Raw genomic sequence first — 13,266 nt, 5'->3', positions numbered from 1 at the left:
GTGGACCGTCGCGGATTGGCAGCCGGCTTCGCCGCCTACGTCCTGTGGGGGCTCTTCCCGCTCTACTGGCCGCTGCTGAAGCCGGCGGGCGCGATGGAGATCCTCGCGCACCGGATGATCTGGTCGCTGGTCGCCGTCGTCGCGATCCTCGCCGTCCGCAGGCAGTGGGCCTGGATCCGGACGCTCACCGCGCGGCAGCTCGGGCTGCTGGCGCTCGCGGCGGTGTTCATCACCGCCAACTGGGGCACCTACATCTACGCGGTCAACTCCGGGCACACGATCGAGGCCGCGCTCGGCTACTTCGTCAACCCGCTGATCACCGTGGTCTTCGGCGTGGTGATCTTCCGGGAACGGCTGCGGGCGTGGCAGTGGGCGGCGGTCGGGCTCGGCACGGCGGCGGTGCTGGTGCTGTCGGCCGACTACGGCCGCCCGCCCTGGATCGCGCTGACGCTGGCGTTCTCGTTCGGGCTGTACGGGCTGGTCAAGAAGTTCGCCGGCATGCCGTCCGCGGAGAGCCTCACGGTGGAGACGCTGGTGCTGCTCGTCCCCGCGATCGCGTACGCGGTGACGCTGGAGGCGCGCGGGGACGCGGCGTTCGGCCACCACGGGATCGGGCACGGGACGCTGCTCGCGGGGGCCGGGATCGTGACGGCCGTCCCGCTGATGCTGTTCAACGCGGCGGCGATCCGGATCCCGATGAGCGCGATCGGCATGCTCCAGTACCTGGCGCCGGTGCTCCAGTTCCTGATCGGCCTGCTGGTGCAGCACGAGGCGATGCCCGCGAGCCGCTGGGCCGGGTTCCTGCTGGTCTGGGCGGCGCTGGCGGTGCTCACGTCGGACGGCGTGCGCGCCGGGCGGCGGGCCCGGCGGGCCGCGGCGCGGGCCCTGCCCGACCCCGAGCCCGTCCGATGACCCGGCTCCGGCCCTGAAGGGACAACTTTTCCGGTTTTGGGGGCATCTCTAGGAGTGATGGTTCGTCAAGCACTAGAGTGCGGGAAGTCACATCCCCTCACCGAGGAGTCGCTTTGCGCGTACTGAGCGTCACCGTACTGGGAGCCGGCCTCGTCGCGGCCGGGCTTGCGTGCCCGATGAACGGTGAGGCGAAGACGCGGGACGCGCACGCGATGGGGGTGCAGCCTGGCGTCGCCCACCCGGGCCAGCGGGTGGAGATCACGGCCCGCGGCTGCGGGGCCGGCGAGAAGGCCGGGCCGAAGCGGCACTGGGCGGCGTCGCCGGCCTTCGCCGACGACGTGACGCTCGACGCGGACGGCTCCAAGGACGGCAAGCCCGCCGACGGCAGCGGAACGGCCGAGGTCAAGAAGGGCACGGCGGAGGGCACCTACCCCGTCGTCGCCCACTGCGGCAGCCGTCAGATCAAGGGCCACGTCAAGGTCTCGACCAAGCCGTCCTGGCCCGTCATGCTGCCCGCCGACATCACCCCGCGCCCCGCCGCCTGACGGCCGCGCCGCGCCCGAAAAAGGGCCAGCGGCTCTCGAACGAACTTCTCGTGACAGCCGGATCCGGCGCGCGTTCAGGCTGCGTTCGGACGGACTTCAGGCCGCTTCCTGACTGTTCCACGACGTGAGACGACCTCACCAGCAAGTGATGAACGTCACTCCGGGCACTATATATTTCTTCCTTCAACGACCTTGATCGCGTTAAATGATCATGTGATACTTCCACAGAACCCCACAAAGCACACAAGCTTCACTCTTGGGTACGGAATGCATAGTTCGCCCGCCTGACCCCCGTTTCCCCGACGGGCGACCCGGCGCCGTACTCGCCAATTCCACACCGAGGGGCAGTCGCGCATGTCCACTGACACCGGCCTCCTTCCCGCCCGGAAGTCCCCGCTCCGGACCACGCTCCGTCCGCCCGCACCCGCTCAGGGCGCGGCATGACCCCCGTGGAGGCGGGCGAGATCCGGACCGCGGCCGAGCAGGGCCGGATCTGCGCCCTCACCGCCCAGTGCGAACGCGACCTCCAGAGCTGCGCCAAGACCTACCCGGGCCTGTTCTCCGGGCGCCCGTTCGACGCCACGCTCTTCAACGCCGTCTCGATGGCCAACGCGTTCGGCTCCCCCGGATGCACGCGCGAGCAGCTGGAGACCGCCAACCGCACCTCGCTGTGGATCTTCGCCCTGGACTGGCAGATCGACTACCTCGCGACCGAGCGCGCCGACGTGGACGCGGTCGTCGCCGAGTGCCTCGCGGCGGGACGGGGCGAGCCCCCGGACGGCGACGTGCCGCTCGCCCGGTTCCTGACCGACATCCGCGAACGGCTCGCGACGTCCCCCTCGTTCGGCGCGTTCGAGGAGGTGTGGACGGACGAGCTGCGCAGGATGCTCGCCGCGATGGCCCGCGAGTGGGACTGGCAGGCCGCCCGTACCGCCGAGGGGAAGGCCGCGGCCGGCGGCGGAACGCGGCCCGGGGCCGTCCCGCCCGGCCCGTCGCTCGACGACTACCTCGCGAACGCCGACAACTTCGGCTCCACGTTCGTCAACGCCGGGCACTGGATCTTCAACTCCGAGCCCGGCGCGCTCGCGCGACTGGACGCGCTGCTGGAGGCCAGCCGCGACGTCCAGCAGGTGCTGCGCCTGCTCAACGACCTCGCGACGTACCGGCGCGACGTCGCCTGGGGCGACCTCAACGCGCTGCTCCTCGGCGCCGACCGCGAGACCGTGACCGCGCGGATCGCCGAGCTCGTCGAACGGTGCCGCGAACGGCTCGGCCCGCTGCGCGGCCCCTGCCCCGCCGAGACCGCCTACCTGGAACGGCAGATCGGCTACAGCATGGGCTTCTACGGAGGCACCGACTACTGGGGCGAGCTGTGAGCGGCGGCTCCCCGGCCGAGACCCGGGTCCAGCCCGCCGCGCGCACCACGCCCGCGCCCCCCGCGCCCGCGCCCGCGCCCCCCGCACCCTCGCCGGCCGCCGCCGTCCCCGCGGCGGACGTGCCCGCGGCGGCCCGCGACCTGATCACCGGGCTCGTCGCCGCGCCGTGGGGCCAGGTGTCCCCCTCGGTGTACGAGACCGGCCGGCTGGTGGCGCTCGCCCCTGGCTCACCGGCCACGCCGAACGCGTCGCCTACCTCGTCCGGACGCAGCGGCCCGACGGCGGCTGGGGCGCCCCCGACGACGGGTACGCGCTCGTCCCCACCCTCTCCGCGACCGAGGCCCTGCTGTCCGTGCTCGCCCGCCGGGCCGCGGCCCCCGCGAACGGCGCCGGCCCCGCTCCGGGCGACGTGGTGAGGGCGGCCGAGCGCGGGCTGCGGCGCGCCCGGGGCCTGCTGTACTGGGGCCCGCGGCAGGACGCGCTGCCCGACATGCCCGCGATCGAGCTGATCGTTCCGGCGCTGGTGCAGGCGCTGAACGAGCATCTCGCGGCCCTGCGCGCGGCCGGCGAGACCGCGTGGCCCGAGCCCGGCCTGCCCCTGCCGGACGGCATGGACGACGGCAAGCTGCGGTTCGTCCGGCGGCTGCTCGGCACGGGCGCCGAGCCGCCGCAGAAGCTGATGCACGCGCTGGAGATCGCGGGGGACGCGGCGCGCGGCCTGCCGCAGGCGCGGCCCGAGCCGACCGGGACGATCGGGGCCTCGCCCGCCGCCACCGCCGCGTGGCTCGGCGACCGGCCGCCCGCCGACCCGAGCGCGCCCGCGCGCTGGTACCTGGAGACGGTCACGGCGGCGCACGGCGGGCCGGTGCCGGTCGGGTTCCCGCTGACGGTGTTCGAGCGCGGCTGGGTGCTGGCGTGGCTGGAGCGCGCGGGCGTCCCGTTCGTCGCGCCGCCCGAGCTCGTGCTGAGCCTGACCGCCCCGCTCGGCGCGGACGGCACGCCCGCGGCGGCCGGGCTTCCCGCCGACGCCGACACGACGGCCGGGGCCCTGTACGCGCTCGCGCTGCTCGGCGCGCCGCACCGGCCCGATCCCCTGTGGGAGTACGAGACGGCCACGCACTTCTGCACCTGGCGCGGCGAGGAGGGCGCGTCCCTGACGACGAACGCGCACGTCATGGAGGCGTTCGGCGAGTACCTGGCGTCCGTCGGCCGGGACCGGATCGGCGCGGAGGCGGCCGGCCGCTACGCCGCGACGGTCGCGAAGGTCGCGGGCTGGCTGGCCGAGCGGCAGCGTCCGGACGGGAGCTGGACCGACCGCTGGCACGCGTCCCCGTTCTACGCGACGGCCTGCTGCGCGCTGGCCCTCGACCGCTTCGGCGGGGAACGGCACGCGGCGGCGGTGGACCGCGCGCGCCGCTGGGTGCTGGACACGCAGCGTACGGACGGCACGTGGGGCCGCTGGGACGGAACGGTCGAGGAGACCGCCTACGCCGTCCAGGTCCTCCTGCTCACCGCGCCCCGCGCCGGCGCTCCCGGCGGGCCGGGCGGCCTTGACGGGACGACCTCGTACGAGGAGTGCCGGCGGGCGGCGGAACGGGCGCGCCCGCTCCTCGAAGCGGACCTCGGACGGCCCGCCGCGGACCGCGCGGGCGATCCGCCGCTGTGGCACGACAAGGACCTGTACCATCCGACGGCGATCGTCCGCGCCGCCGTCCTCGCGGCCGTCCACCTCCTCATGCCGGGCGCGCCCCCTTCCCCGGAAAAGTGAATTTCGTCATAACCGGGAAAACGACACAAGGCGGCAAACGGGACGGCCTTCCCGGACCCTGTCATTCGCCTTGAGCGGGTGTGTTGGCATTGCTAGGGTTCTGGGCCGTACGGACCCGGCCGACCGCCGCGCCCGCCCACTGAACCGGAGTATCCCGCACCCGCTTTATTCCTCAAGCGGCTGCCGATTCCAAAAAATTGTTAGGGCGATTCCCATGCGCTTCCGCACCCCCCGCCCGCGGGCCGGGGCACGGCTCCCGCACGCGCGGGCGGCCGTCCCCCGCGCGTGCGCGGCGGCGGCTCCGGAGGCCGGCGCCCGGCGGGCGCGAGAAATCCGCACTTCGCTCCGCAGTCATCGGGACGGCGTACTCACCTCGCCGCACACCATCTCGCACAAGTGGGAACACTTCGGCCCACGAATTGTCAGCGCGCGCAGGTTCGCCGCCAACACGGACGTTCTCACATCCGTCCCCAATTGCGGCTCGCGGCGGCCCCGCGCGGGGCCGTGAACGGAAAGCCGACGCCCACCTCTCAGCCGGAGGACCAGCGACCAGTGCCCGACGAGACGACCACCCCGTCCGGCCTGCCCGTCCGGGTACCGCAGGCCAACCTGACCCCGCCGTTGCAGACCGCCCCCGAACCGGCCGCCGCCCCGGCGGGCGCCCCGGACGCCCCGCGCGCCGCGGCGGACCCGAGCGGCGCCCCGGTGCGTTCGCCCGAGGAGATCCAGCGGATCATGGACGCGTACCAGCTCGGCACGCGCCGCGGCCGGAGCGCTGCGGCGGCCCAATCGCTCGCTGAGCGAGCAGCGGAAGGCGAGGACGATCAGTGATGCAGAAGACGGGTTCGTCGGCGGACCTGAGCTGGCTGCTGGACGACCTGGTGCGGCGGCTCCCGAACGCCTCGCACGCGGTCGTGCTGTCGGCGGACGGGCTGCTGATGGCGTCGTCGGAGGGCATGGCGCAGGACGACGGCGAGCATCTGGCGGCGGTCGCGGCGGGGATCCAGAGCCTGGCCAAGGGCGCCGGGGTCCGGTTCGGCGGCGGCCCGGTCCGGCAGTCGATCATCGAGATGCAGTCGGCGTTCCTGCTGGTGACGGTGGCCGGCCAGGGCGCCTGCCTCGCGGTGCTCGCGGGCGAGGAGGCCGACGTGGGCCTGATCGCCTACGAGATGGCGATGCTGGTCACCAGCATGGGCCACCACCTGACGACCCCGTCGCGCGCGGAGGCCGAGGGCAGGGGCGCCTCATGATGCCGCCCGAGGACCCCTCCAGGGAGCGCTGGGCGGACGACGCGCCCCGCGAACGGCCCGGCGACGTCGACCACTGGTCCGAGCAGGCCGGCGCCGAGCCCTGGGAGGAGCACGCCGGCCCGATGGTGCGGCCGTACGTGATGACCAGCGGGCGGATCGAGCCGACCCGCGGCAGGTTCGACCTGATCACGCTCGTGGTCGCGGTCGGGTCGGACGCCGACGCCGCGGTCGGGCTCGGCCCCGAGCACGTCGCGATCGTCCGGCTCTGCCAGCAGGTCATGTCGGTGGCCGAGCTCACCGGCCATCTCAACCTTCCGATGGCGACCGTCCGGGTGCTGCTCGGTGACCTCCTCGACCAGGGCTTCATCTCGATGCAGGAACCCGAACCGGAGGCGGACATGCACGACATCAGGCTCTACAAGGCGGTGATCGATGGTCTCCGGGCCCTCTAGGCTCCCGAGCGCGGCCGCCGGCTGCCCACCGCGGTCAAGATCGTGATCGCCGGCGGCTTCGGGGTGGGCAAGACGACGATGGTCGCGACGGTCTCGGAGACCAAGCCGCTGCGCACCGAGGAGGTCCTCACCGACGAGAGCGTCGGCGTCGACGACATCTCCGGCGTGGAGAAGAAGAGGACGACCACGGTCGCGATGGACTTCGGGCGCATCACGATGCGCGACGAGTACGTCGTCTACCTGTTCGGCACGCCGGGCCAGGAGCGCTTCTGGTTCATGTGGGACGAGGTGTCGCTCGGGGCGCTCGGCGCCGTCGTGCTCGCCGACACCCGCCGCCTGTCCGACTGCTTCCCGTCGGTCGACTACTTCGAACGGCGCGGCACCCCGTTCATCGTGGCGGTGAACTGCTTCGAGGGCGCCCGCCAGTACGACCTGGCGGAGATCCAGCTCGCGCTGAACCTCGGCCCGAGCGTCCCGGTCATGCTGTGCGACGCCCGCCGCCTCGACTCGTGCAAGCAGGTCCTCATCGACCTGGTCCTGCACGCGATGAAGGCCAGGGGCCTGGCCCAGGAAGAGCCCCAGAACGCCTGACCCGGCCGTCCCCCGCCCCTCCCGTCCACACCCGCCTTCCAGCCCGCGCGTCGGCCCTCGGCGTCCACCGCCCCCGCTTCGCAGCAGGGGTCCAGGGAGTCCGCCGAACGGCCGCGGAGAGTGGCCGGGGGAAAGTCTGTGAGAGGGGAGGAGGGGAAGGGCGACCGGTCCGGGGAACGGCTCAGCCGGTGCGGGAGACGACGTAGTCGCAGAGGCCGGTGAAGGCCGACCGGGCGGGGATGTCGGGGAGGGTGAGGAGCTCGGCGCGGGCGTCCTCGGCCCAGCGGCGCAGGTCGGCGCGGGCGCGGTCCATGGCGGGGTGGGCGCGCAGCAGCGCGAGGGCCTCGGCGTGGGGGGCGTCGCCGGACAGGTCCTGGCCGAGCAGCTCGCGCAGCCGGGCGTCGCCCGGGCCGGACCCGACGCCCGCGAGGACGTGGTGCATCGGGAGGGTGCGGATGCCCTCGCGCAGGTCGGTGCCGGGGGTCTTGCCCGACTGCTCGGTGTCCGAGGCGATGTCGAGGATGTCGTCGGAGAGCTGGAACGCGACGCCGATCTTCTCGCTGGCGGAGGTGACGGTGTCGACCACGTGCGGCGGGGCGCCCGACAGCAGCGCGCCGAACCGGCCGGACGTGGCGATCAGCGACGCCGTCTTGTCGGCGACCACCTGGAGGTAGTGCTCCAGGGGGTCGCACTCCGGCGCGGCGCCGACGGTCTCCTGGATCTGCCCGCGGACGAGGCGGGCGAACGAGCGGGCCTGGATCCGCACCGCGTCGGGGCCGAGGTCGGCCAGCAGGTCGGACGCGCGGGCGAACAGGTAGTCGCCGGTGAGGATGGCGACGGTGTTGGTCCACCGGGAGTTGGCCGACGGCTGGCCGCGCCGCACCGTCGCCTCGTCCATCACGTCGTCGTGGTAGAGCGTCGCGAGGTGGGTCAGCTCGACCACCACCGCGGCCGGCACGACGCCGGCCGCGGCGGGGTCGCCGAACTGCGCGGCGAGCAGCACCAGCATCGGGCGAAAGCGCTTGCCGCCCGCCTCGACCAGGTGCTTGGACGCCTGGGCGAGCATCGGGTCCTCGCTGTGGACCGACTCCATCAGCAGGGACTCGACCGCGGCCAGGCCCTCCTGCACCTCCGCGGCGAGGGCCGGGTCGATGGGCAGCCCGAACGGTCCCGTCGCCTCGTCCGTCCCCGCCGCGCGCGGGGCCGGAGCCCCGGACGCCCCAGCGAAAGCGCTACTCACCCAAACCCCCTAGCGGAGCATCACCGCACGAACATCTGTGTCGCGGCGTGCCCGCGAGGTCCAGCATGGGCTGAGGGAGCACACCGAGTACCACAGTAGCCGTCAGCCCGAGCGCGACGGCAGCCGCGGTCGGCAGCCCGACGACGACCGTGGGGCCGTCCGCCTCGGGCTCGCTGAAGAACATCACGACGATCACGCGGACGTAGAAGAACGCCGCGACCGCCGACGACAGCACGCCGATGACGACCAGCGGGGTCGCCCCGCCCTCGATCGCCGCCTTGAACACCGCGAACTTGCCCGTGAACCCGCTCGTCAGCGGGATTCCCGCGAACGCCAGCAGGAAGAACGCGAACGTCCCGGCGACGACCGGGGAGCGCTTGCCGAGCCCGGCCCAGCGGGACAGGTGCGCCGCCTCGCCGCCCGCGTCCCGCACCATCGTGATCACCGCGAACGCGCCGACCGTGGTGAACCCGTAGGCCGCCAGGTAGAACAGCGTGCCCGACAGCCCGTCGCGTGAGGTGGAGATCACACCGGTGAGCAGGAAGCCGGCGTGCGCGACCGACGAGTACGCGAGCATCCGCTTGATGTCGGTCTGGGTGATCGCGATGACCGCGCCGACGACCATGGTGAGGATGGCCACGCCCCACATCACGGGCCGCCAGTCCCACTTCAGGTTCTCCAGCGCGACGTAGAACACCCGCAGCATCGCGCCGAACGCGGCGACGAGCGTGCAGGACGCCATCAGCGCGGTCACCGGGGTCGGGGCGCCCTGGTAGACGTCCGGCTTCCACATGTGGAACGGGACGGCGCCGAGCTTGAACAGCAGCCCGACCGTCAGCAGCGCGACGCCCCGAGCAGCAGCGTCTCGCTGCCCGCGTCCCGGCTGAGCTGCGCGGAGATCACCGACAGCCGCACCGACCCGGCGTACCCGTACAGCAGCGCCGCCCCGTACAGGAAGAACGCCGAGGAGAACGCGCCGAGCAGGAAGTACTTGACCGCCGCCTCCTGCGACAGCAGCCGGCGCCGCCGCGCGAGCCCGCACAGGATGTACAGCGGCAGCGACATGACCTCCAGCGCCACGAACATCGTGAGCAGGTCGTTGGACGCCGGGAACATCACCATGCCGCCGACCGCGAACAGCAGCAGCGGGAAGACCTCGGTCTGCCGGATCCCGGCGGCCATCGTCTGCTGCTCGGCCTCGGTGCCGGGCAGCGCCGCCGCCTGCGCGGTGAAGTGCCCGCCCTCGACCGAGGCCGCGCCGCGGCCGCCGCCGCGCTCGGCGATCAGCAGGAGGCTGACGAGCGCGAGGACGAGGATCGTGCCCTGGAGGAACAGCGTCGCGCCGTCCACGCCGATCGCGCCCTCGGCGGCGACATGGTGCGGCTTGTCCTTGGCGGCGAGCACGATCGTCCACACGAACGCGCCGGCGAGGCCGAGCACCGAGACCGCGACCTGCGTCCAGTAGCGGGCGCGGCGCCCGACGAACGCCTCGACGAGCACCCCGGCGATCGCCGCGCCGAAGACCAGCAGCATCGGCCCGAGCTGGTCGTACTCGATGTGCGGGGCGGGGATGTCGCCGCCCTGCGCGAGGACCCCGTGAGCGAGGGCCCCGCCGACGTGACTGCTCGCGCTCATGGACGCGCTCCGTTCTCGGCGACGTTGCCGGTGATCTTCGGCGCCGGATCGCGCTCGTCGACCCGGACCAGCGTCTGCTTGACCGATGGGTTGATCACGTTCAGCACCGGCTGCGGGAAGAAGCCGAGCGCGACGATGATCGCCAGGATCGGCGCCACCGCCCACTTCTCCCTGGCCGACAGGTCGCGCATCCCCTCCACGGCCTCGGCCTTCGGCCCGCCCATCGTCCGCTGGTACATCCACAGGATGTAGATCGCGGCGAGCACGACCCCGGCCGTGGCGATGACCGCGGGCACCCGGTACCGCGTGAACGTGCCCGTCAGCACCAGGAACTCCGAGGCGAACGGCGCGAGGCCCGGCAGCGACAGCCCGGACAGCCCGGCGACCAGGAACGTCCCGGCGAGCACCGGCGCGGCCTTCTGCACGCCGCCGTAGTCGCCGATCCGCGCGGACCGGCGGCGCACGATCATGAAGCCGACGACCAGGAACAGCGCGCCGGTGGAGAACCCGTGGTTGACCATGTAGAGCGCCGCGCCGGACTGGCCCTGCGAGGTCATCGCGAAGATGCCGAGCACGATGAACCCGAAGTGCGAGACCGAGGTGTAGGCGATCAGCCGCTTCAGGTCGACCTGCCCGATCGCGAGGACCGCGCCGTAGATGATGCTGAGCACCGCGAACCCGAGCACGACCGGCGTCGCCCACTTGGACGCCCCGGGGAACAGCTCCAGGCAGAACCGCAGCATCCCGTACGTGCCGACCTTGTCGAGCACGCCGACGATCAGCACCAGCGCGCCGGGCGGCGACTGCTGCGCCGCGTCCGGCAGCCAGGTGTGCACCGGCACCATCGGCGCCTTGATCGCGAACGCGACGAAGAAGCCGAGGAACAGCCACTTGGCCGTGGTCGGGTCCACGTCCATCTTGGTCAGCTCGCTGAACAGGAACGTGCCGTGCCCGACGCCGCCGTCGCTCACCGCCTTGTTCGACAGCGGGTAGAGCCAGATCACCGCGACCAGCATGATCATGCCGCCGAGCAGCGAGTACAGCAGGAACTTGACCGCCGCGTACGAGCGCTGCGGCCCGCCGAAGTACCCGATGATGAAGTACACCGGGATCAGCATCGCCTCGAAGAAGACGTAGAACAGGAAGACGTCGGTCGCCGCGAACACGCCGATCATCGCCGCTTCGAGCGTCAGCAGCAGCGCGAAGTACGTCTTCACCGACCGTTTGGCGGGCACGTCCACCCCGCCGGAACGGTCGTCCTCGCTCCACGAGGCCAGCATGACCAGCGGGACGAGGATCACCGACAGCACGATCAGCACGAGCGCGACGCCGTCGACGCCGAGCGCCCAGTGCACCCCGAACTGCTTGATCCACCAGTACTTCTCGTCGTACTGGAACCGCGCGCCGTCCGGGTCGAACTGCGAGGCCATCACCAGCGTGGCGATCGCGACGACCACCGACACCGCGAGGGCGGCCTGCTTGACGAGCGTCTCGCGCGCCCGCGGCAGCGCGCTCACCAGCACCGCGCCGACCAGGGGCAGCGCGATGAGGACGCTCAGCCAGGGAAAGTCCTTCATGACACGTTCACCACCAGCAGGGCCGCGACCACGAGGGCTGCGCCGAAGAACATCGACAGGGCGTACGAGCGGACGAACCCGGTCTGCATGCGCCGGATCCGTCCGGAGGTGCCGCCGACCCCGGCCGCGAGGCCGTTGACGGCGCCGTCCACGCCGCGGCTGTCGAACCAGACCGCGAGGCGGGTCAGCCACTGGCCGGGCCGCATCAGCACCGATTCGTTCAGCGCGTCGCCGTAGAGGTCGCGGCGGGCCGCGACGGTGACGAACGAGCCCTTGGGCGCCTCGACCGGCACCTTCCGGGCCCCGTACTGCCGCCACGCGATCGCCGCACCGACGATCATCAGCACGAACGTGGCGACGCCGGGAGCGGTGACGAACTTGAAGGAGTGCTCCTCCTCCGGCGCCCCGACGACCGGCTCCAGGAAGTCCGAGAAGCTCCCCAGCACCAGGAACCCTCCGGCGAACACCGACCCGACGGCGAGGACCATCAGCGGGATGGTCATCACCTTGGGCGACTCGTGCGGGTGCACGTCCTCCTCCCAGCGCTTCTCGCCGAAGAAGGTCATGAACATCACCCGCGACATGTAGTAGGCGGTGACGCCCGCGCCGATCAGCGCGCACGCCCCGAGGATGTTGCCCGAGACGCCGCCCTTCTCGAACGCGGCCTCGATGATGCCGTCCTTGGTGAACCAGCCCGACAGGAACGGGAACCCGATGATCGCGAGGTAGCCGAGCCCGAACGTCGCGTACGTCGCCACCATGACCTTGCGCAGGCCGCCGTAGTGGCGCATGTTCACGTCGTCGTTCATGCCGTGCATGACCGACCCGGCGCCGAGGAACAGGCCCGCCTTGAAGAAGCCGTGCGCGATGAGGTGCGCGATCGCGAACACGTAGCCCGGCTTGCCGAGCCCGGCCGCCAGGTGCATGTAGCCGATCTGCGACATCGTCGAACCGGCGAGGGCCTTCTTGATGTCGTCCTTGCCGCACCCGATGATCGCACCGGCGAGCAGCGTGGCCGCGCCGACGATCGTCACCACGAGCTGCGCGGTGTCGGACATCTCGAAGATCGGCGCGGAGCGGACGATCAGGTAGACGCCCGCGGTCACCATCGTCGCGGCGTGGATCAGGGCCGACACCGGGGTCGGGCCCTCCATCGCGTCCAGCAGCCAGGACTGGAGCGGGAGCTGCGCCGACTTGCCGCACGCGCCGAGCAGGAGCAGCAGCCCGATCGCGGTCGCCGTCCCGGTGGACAGCTGCGAGGCGAGCCCCACGTGCTCGGCGCCCTCGCCGAGGATCCGGTCGAAGCCGACGCTGCCGAACGTGGAGAACATCAGCACGATCGCGGTGATCAGGCCGAAGTCGCCGACCCGGTTCACCACGAACGCCTTCTTCGCCGCGGTCGCCGCCGTCGGCTTGTGCTGCCAGAACCCGATCAGCAGGTACGAGGCGAGGCCGACGCCCTCCCAGCCGAGGAACATCACGATGTAGTTGCCGCCGAGCACCAGCAGCAGCATCGCCGCGACGAACAGGTTCAGGTACGCGAAGAACCTGCGCCGGTCCGGGTCGTGCGCCATGTAGCCGATCGAGTAGACGTGGATGAGCGAGCCCACCCCGGTGATCAGCAGCACGAAGCTGATGGACAGCGGGTCCACCAGCAGGTCCATGCCGACCTTGAACGAGCCGACGTCGATGAAGTCCCACAGGTGCAGGGTGCGGCGCCGCTCCTCGGCGTCGTACCCGATCATCTGCGCGAACATCGCGCAGCCGACGACGAACGAGGCCACCGACATCAGGACGCCGAGCAGGTGCCCCCACCGGTCGGTGCGGCGCCCGCCGAGCAGCAGGACCGCCGCGCCCGCGAGGGGCAGGGCGACCAGGAGCCAGGACGCGGCCTGGATGCCTTCCGCTTTCATCCCCGAC

At 72.2% G+C, this 13,266-nt stretch carries 11 protein-coding genes and 1 pseudogene; 8 read left to right on the top strand and 4 right to left on the bottom strand.

Annotated elements, in window-relative coordinates:
• Positions 1-15 precede the first annotated feature (15 nt).
• The 8 genes from rarD to GEV43_RS18310 all read left to right on the top strand — a co-directional run bounded on the left by rarD (position 16) and on the right by GEV43_RS18310 (position 6,894).
• Complete coding sequence (gene rarD / locus GEV43_RS18340; RefSeq protein ID WP_175250083.1) at positions 16-912, top strand: EamA family transporter RarD; 897 nt, start codon at positions 16-18, stop codon at positions 910-912.
• 113 nt (positions 913-1,025) lie between these two features.
• Positions 1,026-1,457, top strand: a complete 432-nt coding sequence (locus GEV43_RS18335; protein ID WP_160821749.1) for a hypothetical protein — start codon at positions 1,026-1,028, stop codon at positions 1,455-1,457.
• A gap of 440 nt (positions 1,458-1,897) precedes the next feature.
• The gene (locus tag GEV43_RS48100) at positions 1,898-2,833 is read left to right on the top strand and encodes a terpene synthase family protein (protein WP_206681206.1); all 936 of its coding nucleotides are present in this window, start codon (positions 1,898-1,900) and stop codon (positions 2,831-2,833) included.
• Positions 2,834-2,999: 166 nt separating this feature from the next.
• A complete protein-coding gene (locus tag GEV43_RS54945; protein WP_309239700.1) occupies positions 3,000-4,601 on the top strand; it encodes a prenyltransferase/squalene oxidase repeat-containing protein in 1,602 nt (533 codons plus the stop codon).
• A gap of 552 nt (positions 4,602-5,153) precedes the next feature.
• Positions 5,154-5,432, top strand: a complete 279-nt coding sequence (locus GEV43_RS18325; protein WP_160821748.1) for a hypothetical protein — start codon at positions 5,154-5,156, stop codon at positions 5,430-5,432.
• A complete protein-coding gene (locus GEV43_RS18320; protein WP_175250082.1) occupies positions 5,432-5,851 on the top strand; it encodes a roadblock/LC7 domain-containing protein in 420 nt (139 codons plus the stop codon). The genes GEV43_RS18325 and GEV43_RS18320 overlap by 1 nt, the downstream gene beginning before the upstream one ends.
• 122 nt (positions 5,852-5,973) lie before the next feature.
• Positions 5,974-6,303, top strand: coding sequence for a DUF742 domain-containing protein (locus GEV43_RS18315; RefSeq protein WP_375539097.1), 330 nt, complete (start codon positions 5,974-5,976; stop codon positions 6,301-6,303).
• Positions 6,304-6,345: 42 nt separating this feature from the next.
• The gene (locus GEV43_RS18310; protein ID WP_309239699.1) at positions 6,346-6,894 is read left to right on the top strand and encodes an ATP/GTP-binding protein; all 549 of its coding nucleotides are present in this window, start codon (positions 6,346-6,348) and stop codon (positions 6,892-6,894) included.
• Between the two features lie 181 nt (positions 6,895-7,075).
• On the opposite strand, the gene GEV43_RS18305 is transcribed toward GEV43_RS18310, so the two are convergent.
• The 4 genes and pseudogenes from GEV43_RS18305 to nuoL all read right to left on the bottom strand — a co-directional run bounded on the left by GEV43_RS18305 (position 7,076) and on the right by nuoL (position 13,259).
• On the bottom strand, positions 7,076-8,134 hold the full coding sequence (locus tag GEV43_RS18305; RefSeq protein ID WP_309239698.1) for a polyprenyl synthetase family protein: 1,059 nt from the start codon (positions 8,132-8,134) through the stop codon (positions 7,076-7,078).
• Positions 8,135-8,154: 20 nt separating this feature from the next.
• A pseudogene (gene nuoN / locus GEV43_RS18300) lies at positions 8,155-9,667 on the bottom strand (NADH-quinone oxidoreductase subunit NuoN).
• Positions 9,668-9,765: 98 nt separating this feature from the next.
• Positions 9,766-11,346 (bottom strand): NADH-quinone oxidoreductase subunit M, encoded by a 1,581-nt coding sequence (locus GEV43_RS18295; RefSeq protein WP_160821745.1) that lies wholly within the window; start codon positions 11,344-11,346, stop codon positions 9,766-9,768.
• Complete coding sequence (gene nuoL / locus GEV43_RS18290; protein WP_175250081.1) at positions 11,343-13,259, bottom strand: NADH-quinone oxidoreductase subunit L; 1,917 nt, start codon at positions 13,257-13,259, stop codon at positions 11,343-11,345. The genes GEV43_RS18295 and nuoL overlap by 4 nt, the downstream gene beginning before the upstream one ends.
• Between the last annotated feature and the right edge of the window lie 7 nt (positions 13,260-13,266).

It is taken from the genome of Actinomadura sp. J1-007, assembly GCF_009793335.1.
Lineage (GTDB): Bacteria > Actinomycetota > Actinomycetes > Streptosporangiales > Streptosporangiaceae > Spirillospora > Spirillospora yumaensis.
Note: the sequence above shows the minus strand (reverse complement) of the source record. Positions and strands in the feature narration are given on the sequence as shown.